Below are 25124 nucleotides of genomic sequence, written 5' to 3'. Positions count from 1 at the left end.
TGATGCAAAAACATACCTAAGACTGGCCATATAGTCAAAATACATGTAATTAAATTACAGTTAACGACGAATCCTTTGCTTAGGATCAAGCGCTTCCCCATAGATTATTGTCGATATTTGTAGAACTGCGACTTTGTTTTCGCTTCTTTTTAGTCGATGTTTATAAAATCAAAGGTAAATAAAAATTCATTTTTATTGCATAAAGAATTGCCTGTGGTATGCTCCGCTTATAGTAGATAAGCACCAAAAAAATTGTGCTTAAAAAAGTGACTTTTTGTTTAATTGGTCAGTAAAATAGCCTCTTACAAAAAACACTATGCCATAAGATTTCAAGGGAACAAGAAACGATGTTAAAGGCTGCGATTGTTGGAGCAAGTGGGTACACCGGTGCAGAGTTAGCGGCTTATGTTAGTCGCCACTCTCAATTAATGCTTGCGGGTTTGTACGTATCAGAGCGTAGCTTAGACGCAGGCAAGGCACTGTCTGCCTTGCACGGTAAATTACGCGGCGTGGTAGATGCGCCGGTACAACCGTTAATTGTTGCTGATATTGCCAATACCTTTGCCGATGTTGACATTGTTTTACTGGCGACCGCACACGAGGTAAGTCACGATTTAGCCGAGGCGTTTTTGGCGGCCGGCTGTCAGGTGTTCGATTTGTCGGGTGCCTTTCGTGTTCAAAGTGCAGAGTTCTACGAAAAATTCTATGGTTTTACTCATCAATTTCCTGAGTTATTAGAAAAAGCCGTATACGGTTTAGCTGAATGGAACGCCGAGCAAATTAAGCAAACCGATTTAGTGGCTGTTGCTGGTTGTTACCCTACCGCCTCTCTTACTGCACTTAAGCCTTTGGCCGAGGCAGGGCTGATTGATGAAAGCAGCAAAGCGATTATTAATGCCACCAGTGGGGTGAGTGGGGCTGGGCGTAAAGCATCTTTAACCAGCTCATTCTGCGAAGTTAGCTTAGCGCCTTACGGCGTATTTAATCATCGTCATCAGCCAGAAATTGCTGCGCACTTAGGTCACCCGGTTATTTTCACTCCTCATCTCGGTAACTTTAAGCGCGGTATTCTAGCCACCATTAATGTTTGCCTAAAAGTGGGAACTACCGAAGAACAAGTTAATGAGGCTTATCAGCAAGCTTACGCCGGACAAAACATTGTGCGTTTGCTAAGCGGTGAGTGGCCATCAATCGCTAAAGTTGAAAGCACGCCATTTATTGATTTAGCTTGGCAGCAACAAGGCGATGACTTAATTGTGGTATCGGCCGAAGACAACTTATTGAAAGGGGCCGCTAGCCAAGCCATTCAATGTTTAAACATTCGTAACGGCTTTGCCGTTAGCGAATCGCTAGTTTAAGGGCTAATTATGAAACCATTAGTGATTAAATTAGGCGGCGCGGTATTGAATAATGCTCAAGCCTTGGATAACTTGTTTGCTGCGCTTCAGCAAGTTTCGCAACCTATTGTATTGGTGCATGGCGGTGGCGTGGTGGTTGAAGACGTATTGGCTAAAACCGGCTTTGTATCAGAAAAGCTAGACGGCTTGCGTATTACCCCAAAAGAACAAATCCCTTATGTGGTTGGTGCCCTTGCAGGTACCAGTAACAAATTGCTATTAGCCCAAGCTTTAAAAGCAGGTTTATCGGCTGTGGGTTTATGTTTAAGTGACGCTGGCAGTTGCAAGGTTGTGCAAATGGACCCACGGTTGGGCCATGTAGGTGAAGCATCACCAAGCAACCCTGCTTTGTTAAGCAGCTTAATCAGCTTAGGCCATGTGCCAGTGTTGAGTTCCATTGGTATTGGTGAAGACGGCGAGTTATATAATGTAAACGCTGACCAAGCGGCTTTAGCTGTGTGCAAACTATTACAAGGCCAATTGGTATTGTTGTCTGATGTTGCTGGTGTGCTTGACCAAAATAAGCAGCTGGTGGCTGAGTTAAATAGCCAATTAGCTGAGAAATTAATTGCCGACGGTGTGATTACCGATGGCATGACGGTAAAAGTGAATGCCGCTTTAGATGCTGCAGCATTTTTACAAACACCAGTAGCGCTAGCATCATGGAAAGATCCAGCGAAACTGGCCAGCTTGTTAGCTGGACAAACACACAATGGTGAGTCGGTAGGGACTCAGGTTACCGTTTAAGGAAAGAAGATGAGTGATTTTAAACACCTGCTGAGCTTGCAGGACTTAACTCAAGAGCAAATTTTAGGGCTACTGGAATTGGCCGCTAAAATTAAGAAAGCACCAAAAGATTACGGCCAAACCTTGGCCGGGAAAAGTGTGGTAACCCTTTTCGAAAAACCGTCGTTACGTACTCGCGTCACCTTTGATATTGGCATTAACCGCTTAGGCGGCCATGCGGTATACCTAGATCAACAAAACGGTGCCATGGGCGAGCGTGAAAGTGTAAAAGACTTCGCATCAAATATTACTCGCTGGGCCGATGCCATTGTTGCACGCGTGTTTTCGCACAAAACATTACAAACCCTGCGAGATAATTCGTCGGTGCCTATCATCAATTCCCTGTGTGATTTATACCATCCTTGCCAAGGGCTTGCCGATTTTCAAACCATTAGCGAGCAATACTCAGATTTAAGCAAAGTGAAGTTAGCTTATTTGGGTGAAGGTAATAACGTCACCCATTCGTTGTTATTGGGCGGAGCCATTTTAGGGATGGAAGTCGCTGCTGTGTGCCCACTGGGCGCAAGCCCAGACGCTCAAATTGTACAAAAGGCCAACGAGCTAGCTAAAATCCACGGTGGCAAAATTATTGTTACCAACAATGTGGAAGACATTAAAGGCTACGATGTGGTTTACGGCGATACTTGGGTATCGATGGGCGACGATACGCCGCTGCAATCTGTAAAAGATAAGTACATGGCTTATCAGATTAACCAAAATTTGATGCAATCATGTGGCATTAACCACGTACTGCATTGCCAACCTGCTCACCGCGAGTTGGAAATTACTTCGGAAGTGATGGATGGGCCTCAGTCGTTGATCTTTGATCAAGCTGAGAACCGCATGCATGCACAAAACGCCGTATTAGTGAGTTTATTAAGTTAGTGGCTATTCAGCTAAAAGCTGAGTTGAACAAGGAATTTTAAGAATGTCAGATATCAAAAAAGTTGTATTAGCATACTCAGGTGGTTTGGACACGTCGGCCATCATTCCGTGGTTAAAAGAAACCTACAACGATTGTGAAATTGTTGCCTTTTGTGCCGATGTAGGCCAAGGCGAAGAAGAGTTGGTTGGGCTTGAAGAAAAAGCCTTAGCGTCTGGTGCTTCAGAGTGTTACATCGTTGACCTTAAAGAAGAGTTTGTTGCTGACTACATCTACCCAACTATCGCTACTGGTGCTGTATATGAAGGTACTTACTTGTTAGGCACTTCAATGGCGCGTCCTATTATTGCTAAAGCCCAAGTAGAAGTAGCCCGTAAAGTGGGTGCCGATGCGGTATGTCATGGTTGTACTGGTAAAGGTAACGACCAAATTCGTTTCGAAAGCTGCTTTGCAGCCCTTGCTCCAGAGCTAAAAGTGATTGCACCTTGGCGTGAATGGGAAATGGAAAGCCGTGAAGATTTGCTCGATTACCTAGCAGAGCGCAACATCGAAACCACTGCTTCTGCTACCAAAATCTATAGCCGTGACGCTAACGCGTGGCACATTTCACATGAAGGTGGCGAGCTAGAAGACCCATGGAATGAGCCAAGTAAAGGTGTGTGGACATTAACGGTTGATCCAGTAGATGCGCCAAACGAGCCAGAATACGTAAACCTTAAAGTTGAAAATGGCCGTGTTGTTGCAGTAAACGATGAAGCATTAAGCCCTTACCAAGTAGTCATGAAGCTGAACGACATTGCCGCAGCTCATGGTGTTGGCCGTATCGACATTACCGAAAACCGCACCGTAGGTATGAAGTCTCGTGGTTGTTACGAAACGCCAGGCGGCACGGTAATTGTGGCTGCTTTACGTGCGATTGAAGAACTAGTACTCGATAAAACGTCACGTGTTTGGCGTGAAAAAGTGGGTCAAGAAATGGCACACTTGGTGTATGACGGTCGTTGGTTCACGCCTTTATGTACTTCACTAATCGCCGCTTCTGAAGCAATGGCTGCAGATGCTAACGGTGACGTAGTGATTAAGTTATACAAAGGCCAAGCGGTAGCGGTACAAAAACGCTCACCAAATAGCTTGTACTCAGAAGAGTTTGCCACTTTTGGTGAAGACCAAGTGTACGATCAAAAGCACGCTGAAGGCTTTATTCGTTTATACTCTCTAGCCAGCCGGATCCGTGCTTTAAATAGCAAATAAGATTGGCCGACGTATAAGCAGGAAATACACAGACCTCAGAGGCAATTTGCTCTGGGGTCTTTGCAATAATAAATGGAGAGTAAAATGGCATTGTGGGGTGGGCGTTTTAGCCAAGCTGCAGATACCAGATTTAAGCAGTTCAATGATTCGTTACGTTTTGATTATCGTTTAGCGGAGCAAGACATAACCGGATCAATTGCATGGTCGAAAGCATTGTTAAGTGTGGGCGTAATTACCGCCGACGAGCAACAGCGCTTGGAATCGGCCTTATTGGATTTGGGTAAACAAGTTGCTGAAAACCCGCAACAGATTTTGGGCAGTGATGCTGAAGATATTCACTCATGGGTAGAGATTCAACTTATCCAACGAGTGGGCGACTTAGGCAAAAAGCTTCACACAGGCCGTAGCCGTAATGACCAAGTTGCTACCGATTTAAAATTGTGGTGTAAAAGCCAAGGTGTTGAATTACTCGAGCACCTAGACAAGCTGCAACAAAAACTGGTTAAGTTTGCTCGCCAACAGCAAGACACTGTGCTGCCAGGTTACACTCACTTGCAACGCGCTCAACCGGTTACTTTTTCTCACTGGGCAATGGCCTACGTAGAAATGTTTGAACGTGATTACTCTCGTTTGCAAGATGCCCTAAGCCGTTTAGATGTATCACCACTTGGTTGTGGCGCATTAGCCGGTACTGCCTACCCAATGGATCGTCAGCAAATTGCTAAAGATTTAGGCTTTCGCCGTGCTACGCGTAACAGCTTGGATTCAGTGTCTGACCGCGACCACGTGGTTGAGCTTATCTCAACTGCCTCTATTAGTATGATTCACCTAAGCCGCATGGCTGAAGATTTAATCTTTTATAACTCGGGTGAGTCGGCATTTTTAGATTTGTCAGACCAAGTGACCTCTGGCTCATCATTGATGCCACAAAAGAAAAACCCAGATGCACTAGAGCTTATCCGTGGTAAAACCGGCCGAGTATACGGAGCATTGTCGGGCATTATGATGACCCTTAAAGCATTGCCTTTGGCTTATAACAAAGACATGCAAGAAGACAAAGAAGGTTTGTTTGACGCGCTAGATACTTGGGGTGACTGCTTAGCCATGGCTGAGTTGGTGCTTGATGATATGGATGTGCATGAAGAAACCACTACTGAGGCCGCTAAAGGTGGTTACTCAAATGCTACTGAACTGGCCGATTACTTAGTGGCTAAAGGTATTCCTTTCCGCGAAGCGCACCATATTGTGGGCATTGCAGTGGTTAAAGCCATTGAGAAAGGCGTTCCGCTTGAAGACTTAAGCCTAACTGAATTTAAAGAGTTAGCGCCAGAGATTGAAGATGACGTTTATCCAAACTTGTCCCTAGAATCAACGCTAGCTAAACGCCAGGCCTTAGGCGGCGTAGCGCCAGAGCAAGTTGAGCATGCCTTAACCGAAGCCGAAACTCGCTTGTCGAAACGTAACGTAAAAGGTTTATACGTTCGCTCTGCTCGAATGACCGACTTAGATACCATTGAAACTATGGTTAACTACTGGGCGCAAGCGGGTGAAAACTTACCGCGACCACGTCCTGAATTAGTACAAGCCGTTGGAGATTTCACGGTAAGCGAGCAAGCTGGCAAGGTGACTGGGTGTGCATCGCTATACTTGTACGATACTGGCCTAGCAGAGATTCGTTCATTAGGCGTTAACCCTGGCTCACAGCGTGCTGGCCAAGGCCGAGCCATGGTGCAACACTTAATGAAGAAAGCCAAGAAGATGGAAATTGAGAAGGTATTTGTACTGACTCGTGTTCCAGAATTCTTCATGAAGCTTGGCTTTAGCCCTACCTCTAAAAACATGCTGCCTGAAAAGGTAATGAAGGATTGTGATATTTGTCCTCGTCAGCATGCTTGTGATGAAGTGGCATTAGAATTTATTCTGGATAACAACACCCTTATTCATAAGCAAAATGTTGCTTAGTTAAGTGCATCCACTGATCATTAAGCCTCGTTTAACGAGGCTTTTTTATTGGCTGGAATTTAGTGTTTCACTCAGCTTTATCAGGCTGATTACTGGGCGATGATCACTAAGGGTATTTGGGCCCAGCTCATAGTTAATAAATTGGAGGTCTTTACTGATAAATATCCAATCTAAGCGTTTGTTTTTATAGCTGGCAAGTTGAGTGCTTTGCGGTTGATAAACACGATAGCGGCTGTTGTTTTCAAACTGGCTAACTACGCTTTCATCTTTTTCCCACTCACTATTAAAGTCACCCATTATAATGGCGCTACCTTCATGCTGGTTAAAACGCTCTCTTAGTTCCGCCATCTGTTGGCGCCTTTTGCTAGCGCGAGAAAAATCTAAGTGCAGTGATACTACATCCACGCTTTGCGTAGCAGTAATGTGTATTTTGGCTGCGGTAAAACCCTTAGTAGTGGTAGGGGGCGTTGGCATAAAGTGATAAGCATAGGCTTCGCTTATTGGGTATTTAGATAAAATGGCAGTACCGTAATTGGCAAGTTTTCCGTTGCTATGTAAGCTGTGTGCGTGCCACGAGTATCCAGCGTGCTGTGCGATATATTCAACATGGTTGAAAGAACCTGACCAAGCAGATGAGGCATCGGCTTCTTGCAGAGCAACTACATCAATGTTTTGCTGTTTTAAGTAGGCCGCAATATCTAGCAAGTTTTGCCGAGTAGTTGTACTACTTACTAGCAGTTGGTTTAAGACATTTTTTCGGCCGTGGGCAAGGTTAATACTTGCAACTCTAAGTTGTGGAAGCGGCGTTGTTACTACGTTTGAGTGAGGCCAATAATCTACTTTTAAAGGCACCGCTTGAGAGTTTTCTGTGAGGGCGTTGTTGGCACAGCCACTTAGCATCAAACCTAATAAAAGTAGAGTCAGTAAACGAACAGTGCTGGTGGTGCGCAATGCACTGTTCCTAAGTGTTTTCTTGGGCTGCAAGGAGTTCAGTTTGGGCTTTTTTGCTCATGCCTTTAACCACTAACTCGAAAGAATTATCGATTAAGCGAAACGCTTCGTTTTCTGCATCGCTGCCATCAAAGTGAATAGTGAGCCAATGGCGTTTGCTCATGTGGTAGCCACGAGTAATCGCGGGATAGATATCGATAAGCGCATCTATTTGCTCAGGCTGGCATTTCAGGTTCATACTCATCTCGCCCTCTTTCCAACTCACTAGCGCGAACATTTTACTACGAACCTTAAACACTGGTACGTCAGGCGCGAAGGGCAAATCCTGAGTTACCTCTGGTTTCGCCATTAAATAATCTTTTAGTTGCTGATATTCCATATCATTGCGCTTCAGTTGATTTGCTTATGCTCAATAGTAGCCAGAAAATACAACTATGCGAATACTTTGCTGCTTGGTATCAGTTACCGATATCCATGCGATGCTGTGACACATGGCTAAATATTCGTTCGCCGTCTAATACTTGAGCAAAAGGCATGGGGTTGCCGCAATGTTCAAGCACATAATCGGTGAGCTTCTCTTTAACAATGCTTAATAGTTGATCTTCTGACCAAGGCTTGGCTAGGTAATAATTGAGTCCGCCGCGATTAATGGCCTCAATGGTATCGTGCAGGCCAGCTTGCCCTGTGAGCAGAATTTTTTTAGCTGCTTCGCTATTGTCGGCGTGATTAAGATCGATAAGAAAATCGATGCCGAGTTCGTCGGGCATGATGTGATCGGCAAGAATGAGGGCGAGTTGACCACCTTGCGCTTCAAAGTCTTTTATCACTTCGCGGGCTTCAGCTACGCTCTCGGCACCGTCGATGGTAAAAGGTGGGCTTAAAGAGGCGATATCGTGTAGTACACTGTCGAGCACTTCGCGTTCATCATCAACACATAAAATCAATAATTGTTCCATGGTGCGGCTCCTTAAAGTCCTAGGTCTGATTCAATGGTAAGGTAATTATGAAACGGGTAAATTGTCCTAGCTCAGATTCCACTTCGATTCTGCCTAAATGCTGTGCAACTATTTGTTGGCACACCGTTAAACCTATTCCCAAGCCGAAGTTACTTTCATGCTTGGTGGTGAAATTAAGTTGGAATATCTTTTCTATAATCTCTGGTTTGATGCCGGGGCCATTATCTTCAATACAAATGGAGATATAGCTGGGTGAGGCTTCGATATATTGGCTGCTTACGCTGAGTTTTCCATGAGTCCCCATTGCGTCTAGAGCGTTGGCAATAAGGTTTGTCCACACTTGCTGCAACGCGATAGGGTGGCAGCGGTAAACCGGTAACAGGCCGTAACTACACTCAACCTCGAAGCCACGTAAACGATTCTCTAAAATCACAAGGGTTTCTGCTATGCCTTCGTTCAAGTCGGCCAGTACTGGTTGCTCAGGATCGCGACCTGCATAGTGTTTTAAGCCTTTTACCAGTTCAGCTATTCGTGAAGCGCAAACTTGAATATTGCGAAGGAAGTTACCGATTTGATGGTAACTCGCCAGCGTTGCGATTAACTGAGAATTATCTACTGTGTCGCTGCACTCCAAATATTGTTGGCGCAAGCTGGGGCCGTCTAGGCCTATAGTTACCGCTTTTCTTGCAGTAATGGCATCACCAAAAAGTTCTATCGAGTTTTTGCTGTGCTGGCGTATCTCGCTGGTGGACATAGGTTTTAAAGTAAACGCTGCCTTGAGCAATTCATGGCCAAGTTGCTGTTGTGGATGGGTTAACTCATTGTTTAATACGGTGGGTAATTGCTTGGCGATGGTGTCGCTACCGCGAATGATTGCGGCCACAGGGTTGTTTAACTCATGAGCAATGCCGGAAATGAGCTGGCCAAGCACTGCCATTTTCTCTTTTTCTATAAGCTGTTCGTGAGCGGAGTCTAGAGAATTAAGGGTACTCTGCAAGGTAAGTTTGGTATGAATGCTCTTTTGCAAACGTCGGTTAAAATGGCGCAATAGCAGGTTAGTAAATAGAGGCAGCAATTGACTGCTCGAATCGAGTACTTTGGCAAAGGTTGCCCGGTCAAGTTTTATCACGTCGGTTCGCTGCGTGGTGACCGCACTGGTAAAACCAAGCTCACCGGTAACAAAAGACATACCTCCCACTAATGAACCGGCTTGCATGCGGGCTACTTCGAGTATGTGTTGACCCTGTTGCTTCTTAAGCACCACTTCACCTTTAGCGATAAACCATAAGAAGCGGTTGGCTTGGCCTTCTTGTGTTAACACATGATTTGCGCTGTAAGTACGACAGAGGTGGTCTTCATCATTGTCTTGGAAAAAACCATACAGTGCCGAAATCACTTTATCTGAAAGTTGTTGGTCGCTTAAGGCGGTATAGTCAAAGAAGTTAGCCCTAATCTGTGCAACTTGTGCTGCTAGCTGTTTTTCTAACCAACGTTGTTGAGCGGTTTGCTGTTGGTGAATAGGCCATTTGTTGTGCATTAGCTGCGTGATTTCGCTGTCACTGCTGTTAGGGGGGATTATCGCATCTGGGCTAAACTGATTTATCCAGTGGAACACTTGTTCGGCACTGGGCATTTGCTGAGTATGATGCAATACCAGCTTAAGGTTTTCGTAAACGGGCTGCTGTAATAAGGCCTGTAAGGCTAATGCATTGTTCGGCTGGGCTAGTCGCTCTGTATCAATCACAATCAGTGCTACATGGTGAAGTTGCAATTGCGAGTTATCGGGTACGTCTTCACTGCACCAGTATCGCCAAGGGGCATTCGCTTGCTCAAGCATTGTTGACCAAGGCTGCTGGCTTATGATTAACAGGCTGTGGTGCTGAGTCATGGCAATCCAAGTTAACGCTTGTTGTTGAATATTATAGACTTACAATGATTAAGGTTTTGCGAGCTATCTAACGCTTGGTGAGACTTCTTTTGCTGTGGGTGATTACCTATTGAACAATTATTTTGGTTTAACTTGTTTTTTAACCTCGCTTGAGTATAATACGCCAGCTCACTAATTTAGTGGGTTGAGTTGTTTAGGCAATTCATTTAGTTAGCTTGGTTTAAGTTAACTACTAACAGTGTTTCCGATTTGGAAGCAAACGTTACTCGTCGCATGCACTACCATCCCCAAATTTTGGATAAGGATGTCGTTGGTGTGTGTTAGGTTCTTTAATTTTTTATTTGGAGCTCTGTCAATGCAGAACCAAAGAATTCGAATCCGCTTGAAAGCATTTGATCACCGTCTGATCGATCAATCTACTGCGGAAATCGTAGAAACTGCCAAACGCACTGGCGCTCAGGTTCGTGGTCCTATTCCACTGCCTACTCGTAAAGAGCGTTACACCATTCTGGTATCTCCGCACGTTAATAAAGACGCGCGTGATCAGTATGAAATTCGCACCCACAAGCGTCTAGTAGACATCGTTGAGCCAACTGATAAAACAGTTGACGCTTTGATGCGCCTTGACCTTGCTGCTGGTGTAGATGTGCAAATCAGCTTGGGCTAAGCCTGAGTCTGACTAATAAGAGGTTTTTACAATGATTGGTCTAATCGGTCGTAAAGTTGGAATGACTCGCATCTTCACTGAAGATGGCGCATCAATTCCAGTTACCGTAATCGAATGTGAGCCAAACCGCGTTACTCGTGTTATCACTGAGGACAGCGACGGTTACCGTGCTCTACAAGTGACCACCGGCGCTAAAAAAGCAAGTCGTGTTAGCAAACCAGAAGCGGGTCAATTCGCTAAAGCTGGTGTTGACGCGGGTCGCGGCCTGTGGGAATTCCGTCTAGCAGACGGTGAAGGTGAAGAAGTTAACGTAGCTGATGAGCTAAAAGTTGACTTGTTCAATGAAGTTAAAAAAGTAGACGTTACTGGTACTTCTAAAGGTAAAGGTTTCCAAGGCGGTGTTAAACGCTGGAACTTCGCTACCCAAGATTTTACTCACGGTAACTCTTTGAGCCACCGTGCTCCTGGTTCTATTGGTCAAAACCAAAGCCCAGGTAAAGTATTCAAGGGCAAGAAGATGGCCGGACATATGGGTGCTGAGCGTGTAACTACGCAAAACCTAGATGTTGTACGTGTTGATGTTGAACGTAACCTAATTTTGGTTAAAGGTGCCGTACCAGGTGCTACCAATGGTAACGTGATCATTAAACCTGCTGTTAAAGCGTAACGCTAGGAGATAGTAATGGAATTGGTATTGAAAGACGCGCAAAGCGCTCTTGAAGTTTCCGAAACTACCTTCGGACGTGACTTTAACGAAGCGTTGATTCACCAGGTAGTAACTGCATACGCTGCAGGCGCTCGCCAGGGTTCACGCGCTCAGAAAACACGTTCTGAAGTATCAGGTGGTGGTAAGAAGCCATGGCGTCAGAAAGGTACAGGCCGAGCTCGTGCCGGTACAATTCGTAGCCCAATTTGGCGTAGCGGCGGGGTAACCTTTGCAGCTAAGCCACAAGATCACAGCCAAAAAGTTAACAAGAAAATGTACCGCGGCGCAATCCGCAGCATCTTGTCTGAACTTGTTCGTCAAGAACGTTTGATTGTGGTTGAGAAATTCAGCGTTGAAGCGCCAAAAACTAAAGAATTAGTTGCTAAGTTGAAAGACTTCGATTTGAACGATGTATTAATCGTTACGCCTGAAGTTGATGAAAACTTATTCTTGGCCGCACGTAACCTCTATAAAGTAGACGTTCGTGATGTAGCTGGTATTGATCCAGTTAGCTTGATTGCTTTTGATAAAGTGTTGATAACTGCTGATGCAGTGAAACAAATTGAGGAGTGGTTAGCATGATCAGCGAAGAACGTTTGTTGAAAGTACTAGTAGCTCCACATATCTCTGAAAAGAGCACTATGTCTGCTGAAGCCGATAACACTATCGTATTCAAAGTTGTTTCTACAGCAACTAAAGCAGAAATCAAAGCTGCAGTTGAAAAACTATTCGAAGTTGAAGTGACTGGCGTTACTACCTTGAACCAAAAAGGTAAAACTAAACGTCACGGAGCTCGTTTCGGTCGCCGTAACGACGTGAAGAAAGCGTATGTAACCTTAGCTGAAGGTTCAGACATCGACTTCACCGGTGCCGCAGAGTAATAGGAGTATTCTTAAATGGCTATTGTAAAATGTAAGCCTACATCTGCTGGTCGTCGCCACGTTGTTAAAGTGGTTAACACTGACCTGCACAAAGGCAAGCCTTACGCTCCTTTGTTGGAAAGTAAGTCGAAATCTGGTGGTCGTAACAACCGCGGTGTAATTACCGTGCGTCATATTGGTGGTGGTCATAAGCAACACTACCGTATGATTGACTTCAAACGAAATGATAAAGATGGCATTCCTGCGAAAGTAGAACGTCTTGAATATGATCCAAACCGCAGTGCTCACATTGCTTTGGTATTATTTGCAGACGGTGAACGCCGTTACATTTTGGCACCAAAAGGTGTTAAAGCAGGCGCAGCTATTGCTTCTGGTGTTGATGCACCAATCGAAGCAGGTAACTGTTTGCCAATGCGTAACATGCCAGTAGGTTCTACTGTTCACGCGATTGAAATGAAGCCTGGTAAGGGTGCCCAAATGGCACGTTCTGCTGGTGCTTACGCTCAAATTGTTGCGCGTGATGGTGCATACGTAACTCTACGTCTACGTAGTGGTGAAATGCGTAAGATATTATCTGATTGTCGCGCTACATTAGGCGAAGTAGGTAATGGCGAGCATATGCTACGTAAACTTGGTAAAGCTGGTGCAACGCGCTGGCGTGGTGTTCGTCCTACCGTTCGCGGTGTGGTAATGAACCCAGTTGATCACCCACATGGTGGTGGTGAAGGTCGTACATCTGGTGGCCGTCATCCAGTTACTCCTTGGGGTGTTCCAACCAAAGGTTACAAAACTCGTAAAAACAAGAGTACGGATCAATATATCGTACGCCGTCGTTCTAAGAAATAAGGGGAATCGCCATGCCACGTTCTCTCAAGAAGGGTCCATTCATTGACCTACACTTGTTGAAGAAGGTAGAGAAAGCGGTGGAAAGCGGGGACAAGAAACCATTGAAAACTTGGTCTCGTCGCTCAATGATCATTCCACAAATGATCGGTTTGACCATCGCTGTCCATAATGGTCGTCAGCACGTTCCAGTATTTGTTACCGATGAAATGATCGGTCATAAACTGGGTGAATTTGCGCCAACTCGTACTTATCGCGGCCATGTCGCAGATAAGAAAGCGAAGAAGAAGTAGGAGTATAAATTATGGAAGCTTTAGCTAAACATCGTTTTGCTCGTGGTTCTGCGCAGAAAGCTCGCCTGGTTGCAGATCAAGTACGTGGTCTACCAGTAGAAAAAGCACTTGTTACGTTGCAATTCAGCAGCAAAAAAGCAGCAGGACTTGTTAAAAAAGTTCTAGAGTCTGCTATTGCTAACGCTGAGCACAACGAAGGTGCTGATATTGATGAGTTGAAAATTACCAAAATCTTCGTTGATGATGGTCCAACTCTAAAGCGTATTCGTCCTCGTGCTAAAGGCCGAGCCGACCGTATTATCAAGCGTACCAGCCACATCACTGTGGTTGTATCTGATAACTAGGAGATAAGCAATGGGTCAGAAAGTACATCCTAATGGTATTCGCCTAGGTATCGTAAAACCATGGAATTCAACCTGGTATGCCGATAAAGGTGAATACGCAGACAACCTTTTCAGTGACCACAAAGTACGTCAGTTCTTAACTAAAGAATTGAAAAGTGCTTCTGTGTCTCGCATTACAATTGAACGTCCTGCTAAAAGCATTCGTGTGACTATTCACACTGCTCGCCCAGGTGTTGTAATTGGTAAGAAAGGTGAAGATGTTGAGAAACTTCGCAAGAACGTAGCTAAATTAGCTGGCGTACCTGCGCAAATCAATATCTCAGAAGTTCGTAAGCCTGAGTTAGACGCGAAATTAGTAGCAGACTCTATCTCTAGCCAACTAGAGCGTCGTGTTATGTTCCGTCGCGCTATGAAGCGTGCCGTGCAAAATGCAATGCGTCTAGGCGCTAAAGGTATCAAGGTTCAAGTTAGTGGTCGTTTAGGCGGAGCAGAAATTGCTCGTGCTGAATGGTACCGTGAAGGCCGTGTACCTCTACACACTTTACGTGCTGACATCGATTACTCAACTTCAGAAGCGTTGACTACTTACGGTATCATCGGCGTTAAAGTTTGGATCTTTAAAGGCGAAGTTCTTGGCGGTATGCCATTGGCTGTAGCTCCTGAAGCTCCTTCTAAGCCGAAGCGCGGCAACAAGCGCAACGCTAAATAGGAGAATCGGGAATGTTACAACCAAAACGTACTAAATTCCGTAAGCAGCACACTGGTCGTAACCGTGGTTTAGGCAAAGGACAAGATGTGTCTTTTGGCGACTTCGGTCTTAAAGCGACTGGCCGTGGCCGTCTTACTGCTCGTCAGATCGAAGCAGCACGTCGTGCGATGACTCGTCACATTAAACGTCAAGGTAAAATCTGGATCCGTGTATTCCCAGACAAACCTATTACTCAGAAGCCTCTTGAGGTTCGTATGGGTAAAGGTAAAGGTAATGTGGAATATTGGGTAGCCCAAATTCAGCCAGGCAAAGTCCTGTATGAAATGGACGGTGTATCAGAAGAACTTGCTCGTGAAGCGTTTGAACTAGCTTCTCGCAAGTTGCCTATTAGCACTACTTTTGTAACGCGGACGGTAATGTAATGAAAGCTAACGAACTTAAAGATAAAAGTGTTGAAGAGCTTAAAGCTGAGCTACTAAACCTGCTTCGTGAGCAATTCAACTTGCGTATGCAAGCAAGTACTGGTCAATTAGCCCAATCTCACTTGCTTAAAAACGTACGTCGCGACATCGCGCGTGTGAAAACAATTCTGAATCAGAAGGCAGGTGCGTAATGAGCGATATCCGTACATTGCAAGGCAAAGTAATTAGCGACAAAATGGACAAGTCTATTGTTGTTGCTATTGAGCGTCAGGTTAAACACCCTATTTACGGTAAATACACCAAACGCACTACTAAGCTACATGCACATGATGAAGCTAACGTTGCCGCTGAAGGCGATGTAGTAACTATCAAAGAATGTGCTCCAATTTCTAAGACTAAGTCTTGGACTTTGGTAGACGTAGTAGTTAAAGCCTAAGCTTTAAAAACGAATGAAAAGGCTCCTGTTTAGGGGCCTTTTTTCTATAATTAGCTTATAAATACTAATGTTATTAGTTGATTTTGTAGCACAATTACTCAATTCCCCCCTCAATTTCTATATTTCCCAATTGCATGTCCTGGCATGAGCTGGCAATATCATTTAGTTATATGAGTTTTAGATCTAATGGAGCAGTCGTTTAGGTTCATGGAAGAGCAGAAGCCGTCACAGTCTAGAGAAGGAAAAGAAGTCGATTTACGACAGCTTTTTGTTACCTTGTGGCAAGCCAAATTAAACATAATCCTTGTAGTGATGGTGACATTACTGCTGAGTATGCTTTATGTAAAAGCACTGCCTTCTTTGTATCAAGCCTCCTCAAAATTGATGATAGGTTACAGCCAAGCAAAAATGGTGGCTGTAGAAGATGTCTATAATTTTGATACTCAAGCAGAGTCTTACTTTAATACTGAAATGGAGATTTTACGTTCAGAACGTATTGCTCTAGCAGTGATTAACAAGCTCGATTTACAGCACCACCCCGAATTTTTGCGCGCCCCAATCGCACCTTGGCGATACTGGTGGCAAGTGGTTACTCTCGGCTACAGCAGTCAGTTTAGCCCTTCTGCAACCCCAAGCGAGGCGCGGCTACTGAGGGTATTTAAGCAGCGCCTTTCGGTAACCCCTCTTCCTAAAAGTCGCTTGGTTGAAATTGGTTTTAGAAGCTGGGATAGATTGTTAGCGCAGCAAGTATCGATTGCTGTCGCCGAGGCCTATATTGAATACCATCGCAGCTCTAGTGAAGCAGCCACCGACCAAACTATTGGTTGGTTATTGCAAGAACTGAATCGCTTAAAAACGGCATTGCAAAGCTCAGAAGTTGAATTGCAGCTTTACAGAGAAGAAGAAAATTTAGTAGACCAAGAAGGTATTCTTGGACTTATTGGTAAAGAGCTACAACAGCTCACTACCCAACAATTAGAAGCCCAGCGTCTAAAAAGTGAAGCCAGTGCCTTATGGTCCATCGTTAAACGCGCTTCAAAAGGGGACTTGGATAAACTTACTTCTTTAAGCGAAATTCAACGGGACCCGATGGTGCAGAATATTAAGCGCCGACGCATTGAACTAGAGCTTGAACAAGCTGATCTCGCCAAGCGCTATGGCCCTAAACACCCTAAACGGGTGTCGCTGTCTGGAGAAATAGCTCGAGTAGAGTTAGAGCTTCGTAGCCAAACTAATTTTATCATTTCAGGTATCGAGAAAAGCTATCAATCGGCAGTCGCTCGCGAAGCCGCTTTGGCTGAGTCTTTACGTTTAGCTAAAGTTAAGTACCAAGACCTTAGTCGAAAAACCACCCGTTTTAATCAGTTAACTCGCGAAATAGACAGTAATACCCGTTTATACAATACTTTCTTAGAGAAGTTCAAAGAAGCTGAAGCTGCCGAGGGCTTCAATCGTGGTTATGCTCAGTTAGTTGATAGTGCTCGTTTGCCCGAGTCAGCCATTAAGCCGAAGAAAGCGATTATTGTTATTTTGGCGGGAATGTTAGCGGGCATACTTAGTGTTGTGTTTGTATTATTGAAACAAGCGATGTCGAGAACTTTCGCAACTGTTGAAGAGCTAGAAACAGCAATGAGCGTCGAAGTCATTGCTGAAGTACCTAAAGTGAAAGTACGCAGTAATAAGTGGTTACGGCAAGGTGTGCACCCTTGGTTGGGCGAGCCTTTGCGTTCCTTGAGGGCACGTTTGCAAATGCGCCCAAATCGCGGGCAAGTGGTATTGTTCACATCTGCTTTAGAAGGCGAAGGTAAAACCAGTTTAACTATTCAAACTGCAGCAGCTTGTAGTGACGTTGAAAAAGTACTGCTAATTGATGCCGACTTGCGTCGCGCGTCGGTTTCTACTTACTTGAATTATCCCTTAACCCAGCCGGGTTTAACTCACCTGTTATCTAGAACTCATACGGTATCCCAGTGTATTTATCGTGATAACCAACTCGGCTTTGATGTGCTTACGGCCGGTCTTATCGACCGCCATTCAACTTCCCTCTTAGCCTCTAAGAAATTCAAGCTCTTGCTTAAAGGTTTGCGCCAGCATTATGACCGTATCGTGATTGAAACAGGTCCTTTGATGCAAGTAACTGATGCTGTGATGGTTGCGCCTGTAGTAGACGCCACGTTAATGGTGGTACAAGCTGAGCGCACAGACGGAAAATCGATAGAAAGCGCATTAAACAAGTTGTCTCGTATGGACATAGAGATTGCCGGGGTTGTGTTTAACAAGGTTGCACGTAATCGTCGTGCCTATGATTACGACCTACCGTCAGTGCATCTTGTAGAGCGCAGCCCTAAAGTTGTTCCTATTCACGAAGATAAGTTTCGTCAGCATGGCTAATTCCTGCCGGAAGGTGGAGAGTTAAACAGTTTTGGTATATGGTTGTGCCGCACTATATAGGAAGGGCCCATGCCAGCAACACAAAGCACCACGCAGCATGCATTTAGTTACTTAGATTTTGAACGCGAAGCTTGGTCAACACTCCGAAAATCTGTACCACTCACCTTAACTGAAGATGATCTAGAGAGCATTCGTGGTATTAACGAAGCGCTATCATTGCAGCAAGTGTGCGATATCTATTTACCCCTATCGAGATTACTTAATCTTTATGTGAAAGCACGACAAGATCGTCGTGAAGTACTGGCCAATTTCTTAGGCAGTAATAAACATGTTCCATACATTATTGGTGTTTCGGGCAGTGTCGCAGGCGGCAAAAGTACCACGTCGAGAATCTTGCAGGCGCTATTACAACGTTGGCCAGAACATCCTAAAGTAGACATTGTTACTACCGACGGCTTTTTGTACCCCAATGAAGAGCTTGAAGCTCGTGGTTTGATGCAACGAAAGGGTTTTCCAGAAAGTTATGACCAAAAGGGACTGGTAGAGTTTGTGTCTGCACTAAAAGCAGGCGAAGCTAAAGTGTCTGGCCCGATATACTCACACCTTTCGTATAACATTGTTAAAGACAAACAAGTTGTGGTTGAACAACCCGATATTGTTATTTTGGAAGGTTTGAATGTACTGCAGTCTTCTGGGGATTACCCCAAGCAACAGGCTAGGCAAGTATTTGTTTCTGATTACTTAGATTTCTCAATTTTTGTGGATGCTAAACCAGATCTTTTAGAAACGTGGTACGTTGAGCGTTTTCAAAAGTTTAGGGCGAGCGCCTTTACTAATCCCAATAACTATTTCCACCATTATGCCGGCTTAGACGAACAACAAGCTGACCAAGTGGCTAAACAAATCTGGTCGAGCATTAACCAAGTTAACTTGATGGAAAATATTTTACCTACTCGGGAGCGTGCTGATCTCATTTTAGAGAAAGGGCAAAACCACGAAGTTAGCCGAGTTCGCCTACGAAAATGACCTTACCTTTTCCACTTCTAGAAAACGTGTGTTTACGCCGTTATAACAGCTTTGGTCTTAACGCCAACGCTCGTTACTTATTTGAATTGAATAATGCGCAAGACCTACCACAGTTGTTTACTTGGATAAACCAACAACAGTTACCATGGATAACTATAGGTAGCGGTTCAAACTTATTATTACTCGAAAATTTTAAAGGGGTGGTGATCGTAAACCAACTCCAAGGCATAGAGGTTGAGGAGCAAGCGCAACACTTCAACATTAGTGTTGCTGCTGGTGAGGACTGGCATGAGTTTGTAAAGTGGACGATTGAGCATGGATACTTCGGGCTAGAGAATCTCGCCCTCATACCTGGCACCTTAGGGGCTTCTCCAGTACAAAATATCGGTGCTTATGGACTGGAACTGGCTGATGTGTGCAGCGAGGTAGAGTTTTTTCACTTAGAGACTCAATCATTAAAGCGCTTGAATAGTGAACAATGTGAATTCAACTACCGAGACAGTATCTTTAAGCAAAGCCTAAAGGGAAAGGTTGTTATTACTAATATTACCCTTTGCTTAGCTAAACAGTGGTCAGCTAAGCTTAGCTATAGTGGTCTTAATCAGTTGCCTGTTACAGCAAGTGCTAAACAAGTCTTTGATAAGGTCTGCGAGCTTCGCAATAGCAAGCTACCAGATCCAAGTAAGCTAGGAAATGCCGGAAGCTTCTTTAAAAACCCGATAATCAGTCGTCTGCGCCTAGAAGAATTGTTGACGCGGTTCCCAGCTCTTCCTCATTATTCAACTACAACGAGCGATGTTAAGGTTGCTGCAGGTTGGTTAATTGACCAATTAGGACTAAAAGGGCATCGCATTGGCGATGCAGCAGTACATCAAGAACAAGCCTTGGTATTGGTGAATATTCAGCAAGCATCTGCCAATAATGTCCTCGACTTATGTCGGCATATTAGGCAACAGGTTTGGCAGCAGTTCAGTATTTTACTGGAACCTGAAGTGCGCTTTATTGGAGAGCTTGGAGAGGTTCAACCAAATAGTGTTTTAGGGTTGCCCAATGCGAGAGAATAAACCTTATAAGCTTATTCAAGCATTGGCTAGCGGGCAGTTTTGTTCGGGTGAGCAACTCGCTCAACTGCTTGGGGTCTCACGCACTACTGTTGCAAGCTATTTAAACAAGTATACCCAGCTAGGTTTAGATATTTATAAAGTGAAAGGTAAAGGCTACCGGCTTGCCGCTCCTATCTCTTTGCTTGACTTAGAACGGTTAACCTTAACGTTGCCAGAAAATTCACCGGTGGTGATCGAACAAGTGGATTCAACCAACGCATGGTTGATGAAAAAACTCGATCAACTTCCTCATGGGCAGGTTGTTTTCGCTGAATTTCAAAGTGCTGGTCGAGGCCGTCGTGGCCGCACTTGGCAAACACCTTATGCTGGCCAGCTTTGCATGTCGCTGTTGTGGCGTCTACAAGATGGCATCGAAGCGGCAATGGGTTTGAGCCTTGCTGTTGGTCTTGCTGTGGTGGAAGCCCTTGAACAAGCGGGTTATTTCAACCTTGGGCTAAAATGGCCTAATGATATTTACCTCGATGGTAAAAAGCTGGGCGGTGTATTGATAGAACTGCAAGGCCATGCAAATAGTGAAGTGAGTTTAGTGGTAGGCGTTGGTGTAAATGTTCGGGTCGACGATGAAAGAGCTAAGCACATCGATCAGCTATTTACCCAATTAGAAAATGATCCGAGTCAAATACTTGATCGCAGCCAACTAGCCTGTTTAATTGTTCAATCCTTAAATCAAATGTACGCAGTGTTTCGTGAACAAGGATTTTCAGCCCTGCAAGAACGCTGGAACCGCTACGACGTATTTAAGAACCAGCCAGTGAGCCTTCGTTTTTCTGAAGACAAAGTGCTGTTCGGTCTTGCTAAAGGCGTAGACCAGCAGGGACAACTGATACTAGAAACTGACGCAGGCGAGCAAGTGTATATGGCGGGTGAAGTCTCTCTACGTGGCCAATAATTGAGCCTGCTGGCTGATTTTTGCGCGTTCAATGCTTTCCTTAGGTTTTTTTTCCATTTGCTTGTTGCATTTAATAAATGCATTACATAGAATGCGCAGCACTTAAGCGATGCCGATTTAGCTCAGTTGGTAGAGCAACTGACTTGTAATCAGTAGGTCGCCAGTTCGACTCCGGCAATCGGCACCATCTCTTAAGTGTAAGGCTTCATCTAGTTTTAGGTGACAGTGTGGGGGGGTTCCCGAGTGGCCAAAGGGAGCAGATTGTAAATCTGCCGCGAAAGCTTCGATGGTTCGAATCCGTCCCCCCCCACCATTATTTTGGTAGTAGGTCGTCTTCCAAAGGTTTGATGCGGGCATCGTATAATGGCTATTACCTCAGCCTTCCAAGCTGATGATGCGGGTTCGATTCCCGCTGCCCGCTCCACGTTGCTGATATAGCTCAGTTGGTAGAGCGCACCCTTGGTAAGGGTGAGGTCGGCAGTTCGAATCTGCCTATCAGCACCACATTCCTTTAAATTCTCCCTATTACTCTTTACCGTTTGGTAAACGCAAACCAATGGTGCTTTTGTGCCAATAACCTTTATCCAGAGGGACTATTATGTCTAAAGAAAAATTTGAACGTAATAAACCGCATGTAAACGTTGGTACAATTGGCCACGTAGACCACGGTAAAACTACACTAACAGCCGCTATTACTAACGTACTTGCAAAAGTATACGGTGGTGAAGCTAAAGATTTCGCAGCAATCGATAACGCTCCAGAAGAGCGCGAGCGTGGTATTACGATTTCTACTTCACACGTAGAGTACGATACTCCAAGTCGTCACTACGCACACGTAGACTGTCCTGGACACGCCGATTACGTTAAAAACATGATCACTGGTGCTGCACAAATGGACGGCGCTATCTTAGTAGTAGCTTCTACAGATGGCCCAATGCCACAAACACGTGAGCACATCCTGCTTTCACGTCAGGTTGGTGTACCTTACATCATCGTATTCATGAACAAATGTGACATGGTAGATGACGAAGAATTACTAGAATTAGTAGAAATGGAAGTTCGTGAACTTCTATCTGAATACGAATTCCCTGGTGATGACATTCCAGTAATCCAAGGTTCAGCGCTTAAAGCCCTAGAAGGTGAAGAAGCATGGGAAGCTAAGATTGTAGAGCTTGCAGAAGCCCTAGATACTTACATTCCTGAGCCAGAGCGTGACATCGACAAGCCATTCCTACTACCTATTGAAGATGTATTCTCAATTTCAGGTCGTGGTACAGTTGTTACTGGTCGTGTTGAGCGTGGTATCGTTAAAGTTTCAGAAGAAATTGAAATTGTTGGCGTAAAAGAAACCACCAAAACAACTTGTACTGGTGTTGAAATGTTCCGCAAGCTTCTTGACGAAGGTCGTGCTGGTGAGAACTGTGGTATTTTGTTACGTGGTACTAAGCGTGATGACGTACAACGTGGTCAAGTACTTGCAGCTCCTGGCTCAATTACTCCACACACCAAGTTTGAAGCTGAAGTATACGTACTAAGCAAAGACGAAGGTGGCCGTCATACTCCTTTCTTCAAAGGTTACCGTCCACAGTTTTACTTCCGTACAACTGACGTAACAGGTGCTGTAGAGCTTCCTGAAGGTGTTGAAATGGTAATGCCAGGCGACAACTTGAAGTTTGTTGTAGAGCTAATCTGCCCAATCGCGATGGACGAAGGTTTACGCTTCGCAATCCGTGAAGGTGGCCGTACAGTAGGTGCGGGTGTTGTAGCTAAAATCTTCGAATAAGAAGACTTAGTGCAATAGAAAGAAAGGTCGCTTAGGCGGCCTTTTTTGTTTTTAGCCGATAGAAATTAACGGCACATTGCTTGTTGATGAAAATGTAGCGGTTTTATTGCCAATTGAGTCGCGTTTTTTCGACATTCAAGGGTTACAATCTTGAAACAAAGTGCCTATAATGTCGGGCTTCGTGCTATAGGGGTGTAGTTCCAATGGCAGAACGTCGGATTCCAAATCCGAATGTTGGGAGTTCGAATCTCTCCACCCCTGCCACTATCCCTTGATAAAGGGATTTATGATTTTGTGGGATTATTTGTAGGTTGTTTGATGAGTACCAGTACTGAAAACCAAAGTGGGTCGTTAGATGGCCTAAAATGGGCATTAGCTGCTCTAATTTTAATCGCCGCTGTAGTAGGTAACTACCTATATACAGATATGTCGGTATTAGTGCGTGTTCTAGGTGTTGTTATTGCCTTGATCGCTGCATTAGGCATTGCTTCGCAAACCGCTAAAGGCAAGCAAGCCTTCGAATTTGCTAAAGAATCGCGTATGGAAGTGCGTAAGGTTATCTGGCCTACTCGTCAAGAAGCCATTCAAACTACCATGATTGTATTAGCTGCTACTGCATTCATGTCGCTAATTTTATGGGGACTAGACGCTATCTTGGTTCGTTTAGTTGCCTTTGTAACAGGGGTGAGTATCTAATGACTGAAGAGCGCAAATTACGTTGGTATGTGGTTCAAGCCTTTTCCGGCTACGAAGCTCGTGTATCTAAATCTCTTAAAGAATATATTCAAATCCATTCTATGGAAGAGTCTTTCGGTGAGATCTTAGTACCAACTGAAGAAGTGGTAGAAATGCGCGCCGGTCAGAAACGTAAGAGTGAACGCAAGTTCTTCCCTGGTTACGTTTTGGTTCAAATGGATCTAAACGACGAAAGCTGGCACTTAGTGAAAAGTGTGCCTCGTGTTTTAGGTTTTATTGGTGGAACGGCAGAACGCCCAGCGCCAATTTCTGATAAAGAAGCAAAAGCTATCCTTGATCGCCTAGACGAAACGAGTGATAAGCCAAGACCAAAAACATTGTTCGAACCAGGCGAAGTGGTTCGAGTTACCGACGGTCCTTTCGCCGACTTCAACGGTACTATCGAAGAAGTGGATTACGAGAAAAGCCGCGTAAAAGTATCAGTGTTGATTTTCGGACGTGCTACGCCAGTAGAGTTAGAGTTCGGACAAATCGAGAAAGGCTGATAAAAAATAAACAATCAGTTGTTTTTAGGGCAGGGGATCGACTATAATCCGCTGCCCTTTGTTCTATCGGGAAGCTAATCGCATTTGCGAAAGGCGTTTGAACCCACAATAAGGTAAATTTAAAATGGCTAAAAAAGTCCAAGCTTATATTAAGCTTCAAGTTGCTGCGGGTGCCGCAAACCCGTCACCACCAGTTGGTCCTGCTCTAGGTCAACATGGTGTAAACATCATGGAATTCTGTAAAGCATTTAACGCTAAAACAGATTCAATTGAAAAAGGCGCGCCAGTTCCAGTAGTAATTACTGTTTATTCTGACCGTTCTTTCACTTTTGAAACCAAAACTCCACCTGCTTCTTTCTTATTGAAAAAAGCGGCTGGCATTAAATCTGGTTCTGGTGTTCCAAACAAGAATAAAGTTGGCACGGTTACTCGCGCTCAACTAGAAGAGATTGCAAACGCTAAAGCAGTTGATATGACTGGTGCAGACGTAGACGCAATGTGTCGTTCAATTGAAGGTTCTGCCCGTTCTATGGGCTTGGTTGTAGAGGGCTAATACGATGGCAAAACTTTCGAAGCGCATGCGTGCGATCAACGAAAAAGTTGATTCAACAAAAGAATACTCAATTAACGAAGCTGTAACTCTACTTAAAGAATTAGCATCTGCTAAATTTCTTGAGAGCGTTGACGCTGCCGTTAACCTAGGCGTAGATCCTCGTAAATCAGACCAAAACGTACGTGGCGCAACTGTGCTACCTCACGGTACTGGTCGTAACGTTCGCGTTGCAGTATTTACTCAAGGTGCAAACGCTGAAGCCGCTACAGAAGCCGGTGCTGACATTGTTGGTATGGACGACTTAGCCGCTCAAGTTAAAGCTGGTGAGATGGACTTTGACGTAGTAATTGCTTCTCCAGATGCAATGCGCGTTGTAGGTCAACTAGGTCAAATCCTAGGTCCACGTGGTTTAATGCCTAACCCTAAAGTGGGTACAGTTACACCTAATGTAGCTGATGCAGTTAAACTAGCTAAAGCTGGTCAGATTCGCTACCGCAACGACAAAAACGGCATCATCCATACTACTATTGGTAAAGCTGATTTTGACGCTGACAAGCTTAAAGAAAACTTAGAGTCGTTGGTTGTAGCTCTTAAGAAAGCTAAACCTGCTCAATCTAAAGGTCAATTCATCAAGAAAGTTAGCTTGTCTACCACTATGGGTGCAGGCTTGTCTATTGATGTAAATACTTTAGATACTCAAGCGTAATTATTTACAACGCGTGAAATTTATACTAAAATTTCG

General features: G+C 44.6%; 29 protein-coding genes and 5 tRNA genes. 30 read left to right on the top strand and 4 right to left on the bottom strand.

Annotated elements, in window-relative coordinates; translation table 11 throughout:
- Positions 1–347 precede the first annotated feature (347 nt).
- The 5 genes from argC (at position 348) to argH (ending at position 6279) form a co-directional block, all read left to right on the top strand.
- Positions 348–1358: an N-acetyl-gamma-glutamyl-phosphate reductase gene (argC, locus tag FFR00_RS15815; RefSeq protein ID WP_137674384.1), complete on the top strand. Its 1011-nt coding sequence runs from the start codon at positions 348–350 to the stop codon at positions 1356–1358.
- Between the two features lie 9 nt (positions 1359–1367).
- Positions 1368–2144, top strand: a complete 777-nt coding sequence (gene argB / locus FFR00_RS15810; RefSeq protein WP_137674383.1) for an acetylglutamate kinase — start codon at positions 1368–1370, stop codon at positions 2142–2144.
- Positions 2145–2153: 9 nt separating this feature from the next.
- The gene (locus FFR00_RS15805) at positions 2154–3068 is read left to right on the top strand and encodes an ornithine carbamoyltransferase (RefSeq protein WP_137674382.1); all 915 of its coding nucleotides are present in this window, start codon (positions 2154–2156) and stop codon (positions 3066–3068) included.
- Positions 3069–3111: 43 nt separating this feature from the next.
- Positions 3112–4317, top strand: coding sequence for an argininosuccinate synthase (locus FFR00_RS15800; protein WP_137674381.1), 1206 nt, complete (start codon positions 3112–3114; stop codon positions 4315–4317).
- A gap of 84 nt (positions 4318–4401) precedes the next feature.
- On the top strand, positions 4402–6279 hold the full coding sequence (gene argH, locus FFR00_RS15795; protein ID WP_137674380.1) for an argininosuccinate lyase: 1878 nt from the start codon (positions 4402–4404) through the stop codon (positions 6277–6279).
- 45 nt (positions 6280–6324) lie between these two features.
- Here the strand turns inward: argH and FFR00_RS15790 are convergent, their stop codons facing one another.
- The 4 genes from FFR00_RS15790 to FFR00_RS15775 form a co-directional block, all read right to left on the bottom strand.
- Positions 6325–7230 carry an endonuclease/exonuclease/phosphatase family protein gene (locus FFR00_RS15790; protein WP_137674379.1) on the bottom strand — a complete coding sequence of 302 codons (906 nt, stop codon included), beginning with the start codon at positions 7228–7230 and terminating at the stop codon, positions 6325–6327.
- A 10-nt stretch (positions 7231–7240) separates the two neighbouring features.
- Entirely contained in the window at positions 7241–7609 is a 369-nt protein-coding gene (locus FFR00_RS15785) for an MmcQ/YjbR family DNA-binding protein (RefSeq protein WP_137674378.1), read from the bottom strand.
- 79 nt (positions 7610–7688) lie between these two features.
- A complete protein-coding gene (locus FFR00_RS15780) occupies positions 7689–8186 on the bottom strand; it encodes a response regulator (protein ID WP_137674377.1) in 498 nt (165 codons plus the stop codon).
- Positions 8187–8205: 19 nt separating this feature from the next.
- Positions 8206–10074, bottom strand: coding sequence for an ATP-binding protein (locus FFR00_RS15775; protein WP_137674376.1), 1869 nt, complete (start codon positions 10072–10074; stop codon positions 8206–8208).
- Between the two features lie 355 nt (positions 10075–10429).
- On the opposite strand from FFR00_RS15775, the gene rpsJ reads away from it, so the two are divergent.
- The 25 genes from rpsJ to rplA all read left to right on the top strand — a co-directional run bounded on the left by rpsJ (position 10430) and on the right by rplA (position 25088).
- Positions 10430–10741: a 30S ribosomal protein S10 gene (rpsJ, locus tag FFR00_RS15770; protein ID WP_137674375.1), complete on the top strand. Its 312-nt coding sequence runs from the start codon at positions 10430–10432 to the stop codon at positions 10739–10741.
- Positions 10742–10772: 31 nt separating this feature from the next.
- The gene (rplC, locus tag FFR00_RS15765) at positions 10773–11408 is read left to right on the top strand and encodes a 50S ribosomal protein L3 (protein WP_137674374.1); all 636 of its coding nucleotides are present in this window, start codon (positions 10773–10775) and stop codon (positions 11406–11408) included.
- A 15-nt stretch (positions 11409–11423) separates the two neighbouring features.
- Complete coding sequence (gene rplD / locus FFR00_RS15760; RefSeq protein WP_137674373.1) at positions 11424–12029, top strand: 50S ribosomal protein L4; 606 nt, start codon at positions 11424–11426, stop codon at positions 12027–12029.
- Positions 12026–12328, top strand: a complete 303-nt coding sequence (gene rplW / locus FFR00_RS15755) for a 50S ribosomal protein L23 (protein WP_137674372.1) — start codon at positions 12026–12028, stop codon at positions 12326–12328. The genes rplD and rplW overlap by 4 nt, the downstream gene beginning before the upstream one ends.
- A 15-nt stretch (positions 12329–12343) precedes the next feature.
- The gene (gene rplB, locus FFR00_RS15750; protein WP_137674371.1) at positions 12344–13174 is read left to right on the top strand and encodes a 50S ribosomal protein L2; all 831 of its coding nucleotides are present in this window, start codon (positions 12344–12346) and stop codon (positions 13172–13174) included.
- An 11-nt stretch (positions 13175–13185) separates the two neighbouring features.
- Positions 13186–13464: a 30S ribosomal protein S19 gene (gene rpsS / locus FFR00_RS15745; protein ID WP_137674370.1), complete on the top strand. Its 279-nt coding sequence runs from the start codon at positions 13186–13188 to the stop codon at positions 13462–13464.
- A gap of 11 nt (positions 13465–13475) precedes the next feature.
- Positions 13476–13808, top strand: a complete 333-nt coding sequence (rplV, locus tag FFR00_RS15740) for a 50S ribosomal protein L22 (protein WP_016403499.1) — start codon at positions 13476–13478, stop codon at positions 13806–13808.
- A gap of 10 nt (positions 13809–13818) precedes the next feature.
- Positions 13819–14517, top strand: a complete 699-nt coding sequence (gene rpsC / locus FFR00_RS15735) for a 30S ribosomal protein S3 (protein ID WP_137674369.1) — start codon at positions 13819–13821, stop codon at positions 14515–14517.
- Between the two features lie 11 nt (positions 14518–14528).
- Entirely contained in the window at positions 14529–14939 is a 411-nt protein-coding gene (gene rplP / locus FFR00_RS15730; protein ID WP_137674368.1) for a 50S ribosomal protein L16, read from the top strand.
- On the top strand, positions 14939–15130 hold the full coding sequence (gene rpmC, locus FFR00_RS15725; protein ID WP_137674367.1) for a 50S ribosomal protein L29: 192 nt from the start codon (positions 14939–14941) through the stop codon (positions 15128–15130). The genes rplP and rpmC overlap by 1 nt, the downstream gene beginning before the upstream one ends.
- Positions 15130–15375 carry a 30S ribosomal protein S17 gene (gene rpsQ / locus FFR00_RS15720; RefSeq protein WP_137674366.1) on the top strand — a complete coding sequence of 82 codons (246 nt, stop codon included), beginning with the start codon at positions 15130–15132 and terminating at the stop codon, positions 15373–15375. The genes rpmC and rpsQ overlap by 1 nt, the downstream gene beginning before the upstream one ends.
- Positions 15376–15582: 207 nt before the next feature.
- Complete coding sequence (locus FFR00_RS15715) at positions 15583–17766, top strand: polysaccharide biosynthesis tyrosine autokinase (protein WP_161985188.1); 2184 nt, start codon at positions 15583–15585, stop codon at positions 17764–17766.
- Between the two features lie 69 nt (positions 17767–17835).
- Complete coding sequence (gene coaA / locus FFR00_RS15710) at positions 17836–18792, top strand: type I pantothenate kinase (protein WP_137674364.1); 957 nt, start codon at positions 17836–17838, stop codon at positions 18790–18792.
- The gene (murB, locus tag FFR00_RS15705; protein ID WP_137674363.1) at positions 18789–19856 is read left to right on the top strand and encodes a UDP-N-acetylmuramate dehydrogenase; all 1068 of its coding nucleotides are present in this window, start codon (positions 18789–18791) and stop codon (positions 19854–19856) included. The genes coaA and murB overlap by 4 nt, the downstream gene beginning before the upstream one ends.
- On the top strand, positions 19843–20805 hold the full coding sequence (birA, locus tag FFR00_RS15700) for a bifunctional biotin--[acetyl-CoA-carboxylase] ligase/biotin operon repressor BirA (RefSeq protein WP_137674362.1): 963 nt from the start codon (positions 19843–19845) through the stop codon (positions 20803–20805). The genes murB and birA overlap by 14 nt, the downstream gene beginning before the upstream one ends.
- Positions 20806–20916: 111 nt before the next feature.
- Positions 20917–20992: transfer RNA gene (locus tag FFR00_RS15695), tRNA-Thr, on the top strand.
- A 42-nt stretch (positions 20993–21034) separates the two neighbouring features.
- A tRNA-Tyr gene (locus tag FFR00_RS15690) sits at positions 21035–21118 on the top strand.
- Between the two features lie 36 nt (positions 21119–21154).
- Positions 21155–21229: transfer RNA gene (locus FFR00_RS15685), tRNA-Gly, on the top strand.
- Between the two features lie 4 nt (positions 21230–21233).
- Positions 21234–21309, top strand: a tRNA-Thr gene (locus FFR00_RS15680).
- A 94-nt stretch (positions 21310–21403) separates the two neighbouring features.
- Complete coding sequence (tuf, locus tag FFR00_RS15675; RefSeq protein WP_137674361.1) at positions 21404–22588, top strand: elongation factor Tu; 1185 nt, start codon at positions 21404–21406, stop codon at positions 22586–22588.
- Between the two features lie 188 nt (positions 22589–22776).
- Positions 22777–22852 (top strand) — tRNA-Trp (locus tag FFR00_RS15670).
- Between the two features lie 54 nt (positions 22853–22906).
- Positions 22907–23284 (top strand): preprotein translocase subunit SecE, encoded by a 378-nt coding sequence (gene secE, locus FFR00_RS15665; protein ID WP_137674360.1) that lies wholly within the window; start codon positions 22907–22909, stop codon positions 23282–23284.
- Positions 23284–23829 carry a transcription termination/antitermination protein NusG gene (gene nusG, locus FFR00_RS15660; RefSeq protein WP_137674359.1) on the top strand — a complete coding sequence of 182 codons (546 nt, stop codon included), beginning with the start codon at positions 23284–23286 and terminating at the stop codon, positions 23827–23829. Before secE ends, nusG begins: the two co-directional genes overlap by 1 nt.
- Positions 23830–23953: 124 nt before the next feature.
- The gene (rplK, locus tag FFR00_RS15655; RefSeq protein ID WP_137674358.1) at positions 23954–24382 is read left to right on the top strand and encodes a 50S ribosomal protein L11; all 429 of its coding nucleotides are present in this window, start codon (positions 23954–23956) and stop codon (positions 24380–24382) included.
- A 4-nt stretch (positions 24383–24386) separates the two neighbouring features.
- On the top strand, positions 24387–25088 hold the full coding sequence (gene rplA / locus FFR00_RS15650; RefSeq protein WP_137674357.1) for a 50S ribosomal protein L1: 702 nt from the start codon (positions 24387–24389) through the stop codon (positions 25086–25088).
- Positions 25089–25124 lie beyond the last annotated feature (36 nt).

The sequence above is a fragment of the Agarivorans sp. Toyoura001 genome (assembly GCF_005405585.1).
Lineage (GTDB): Bacteria > Pseudomonadota > Gammaproteobacteria > Enterobacterales > Celerinatantimonadaceae > Agarivorans.
Note: the sequence above shows the minus strand (reverse complement) of the source record. Positions and strands in the feature narration are given on the sequence as shown.

What these genes read in the sequence shown, in the direction of transcription:
- rpsC (WP_137674369.1), top strand. Translation starts at nt 13,819, where the DNA reads ATGGGTCAGAAAGTACATCCTAATGGTATTCGCCTAGGTATCGTAAAA.
- FFR00_RS15805 (WP_137674382.1), top strand. Translation starts at nt 2,154, where the DNA reads ATGAGTGATTTTAAACACCTGCTGAGCTTGCAGGACTTAACTCAAGAG.
- rplV (WP_016403499.1), top strand. Translation starts at nt 13,476, where the DNA reads ATGGAAGCTTTAGCTAAACATCGTTTTGCTCGTGGTTCTGCGCAGAAA.
- FFR00_RS15780 (WP_137674377.1), bottom strand. Translation starts at nt 8,186, where the DNA reads ATGGAACAATTATTGATTTTATGTGTTGATGATGAACGCGAAGTGCTC.
- nusG (WP_137674359.1), top strand. Translation starts at nt 23,284, where the DNA reads ATGACTGAAGAGCGCAAATTACGTTGGTATGTGGTTCAAGCCTTTTCC.
- rplB (WP_137674371.1), top strand. Translation starts at nt 12,344, where the DNA reads ATGGCTATTGTAAAATGTAAGCCTACATCTGCTGGTCGTCGCCACGTT.
- rpmC (WP_137674367.1), top strand. Translation starts at nt 14,939, where the DNA reads ATGAAAGCTAACGAACTTAAAGATAAAAGTGTTGAAGAGCTTAAAGCT.
- murB (WP_137674363.1), top strand. Translation starts at nt 18,789, where the DNA reads ATGACCTTACCTTTTCCACTTCTAGAAAACGTGTGTTTACGCCGTTAT.
- argC (WP_137674384.1), top strand. Translation starts at nt 348, where the DNA reads ATGTTAAAGGCTGCGATTGTTGGAGCAAGTGGGTACACCGGTGCAGAG.
- argH (WP_137674380.1), top strand. Translation starts at nt 4,402, where the DNA reads ATGGCATTGTGGGGTGGGCGTTTTAGCCAAGCTGCAGATACCAGATTT.
- rplA (WP_137674357.1), top strand. Translation starts at nt 24,387, where the DNA reads ATGGCAAAACTTTCGAAGCGCATGCGTGCGATCAACGAAAAAGTTGAT.
- coaA (WP_137674364.1), top strand. Translation starts at nt 17,836, where the DNA reads ATGCCAGCAACACAAAGCACCACGCAGCATGCATTTAGTTACTTAGAT.
- FFR00_RS15775 (WP_137674376.1), bottom strand. Translation starts at nt 10,074, where the DNA reads ATGACTCAGCACCACAGCCTGTTAATCATAAGCCAGCAGCCTTGGTCA.
- FFR00_RS15715 (WP_161985188.1), top strand. Translation starts at nt 15,583, where the DNA reads ATGGAAGAGCAGAAGCCGTCACAGTCTAGAGAAGGAAAAGAAGTCGAT.
- rpsJ (WP_137674375.1), top strand. Translation starts at nt 10,430, where the DNA reads ATGCAGAACCAAAGAATTCGAATCCGCTTGAAAGCATTTGATCACCGT.
- argB (WP_137674383.1), top strand. Translation starts at nt 1,368, where the DNA reads ATGAAACCATTAGTGATTAAATTAGGCGGCGCGGTATTGAATAATGCT.
- rpsQ (WP_137674366.1), top strand. Translation starts at nt 15,130, where the DNA reads ATGAGCGATATCCGTACATTGCAAGGCAAAGTAATTAGCGACAAAATG.
- FFR00_RS15785 (WP_137674378.1), bottom strand. Translation starts at nt 7,609, where the DNA reads ATGGAATATCAGCAACTAAAAGATTATTTAATGGCGAAACCAGAGGTA.
- rplD (WP_137674373.1), top strand. Translation starts at nt 11,424, where the DNA reads ATGGAATTGGTATTGAAAGACGCGCAAAGCGCTCTTGAAGTTTCCGAA.
- tuf (WP_137674361.1), top strand. Translation starts at nt 21,404, where the DNA reads ATGTCTAAAGAAAAATTTGAACGTAATAAACCGCATGTAAACGTTGGT.
- rplP (WP_137674368.1), top strand. Translation starts at nt 14,529, where the DNA reads ATGTTACAACCAAAACGTACTAAATTCCGTAAGCAGCACACTGGTCGT.
- birA (WP_137674362.1), top strand. Translation starts at nt 19,843, where the DNA reads ATGCGAGAGAATAAACCTTATAAGCTTATTCAAGCATTGGCTAGCGGG.
- secE (WP_137674360.1), top strand. Translation starts at nt 22,907, where the DNA reads ATGAGTACCAGTACTGAAAACCAAAGTGGGTCGTTAGATGGCCTAAAA.
- rplW (WP_137674372.1), top strand. Translation starts at nt 12,026, where the DNA reads ATGATCAGCGAAGAACGTTTGTTGAAAGTACTAGTAGCTCCACATATC.
- rpsS (WP_137674370.1), top strand. Translation starts at nt 13,186, where the DNA reads ATGCCACGTTCTCTCAAGAAGGGTCCATTCATTGACCTACACTTGTTG.
- rplC (WP_137674374.1), top strand. Translation starts at nt 10,773, where the DNA reads ATGATTGGTCTAATCGGTCGTAAAGTTGGAATGACTCGCATCTTCACT.
- rplK (WP_137674358.1), top strand. Translation starts at nt 23,954, where the DNA reads ATGGCTAAAAAAGTCCAAGCTTATATTAAGCTTCAAGTTGCTGCGGGT.
- FFR00_RS15800 (WP_137674381.1), top strand. Translation starts at nt 3,112, where the DNA reads ATGTCAGATATCAAAAAAGTTGTATTAGCATACTCAGGTGGTTTGGAC.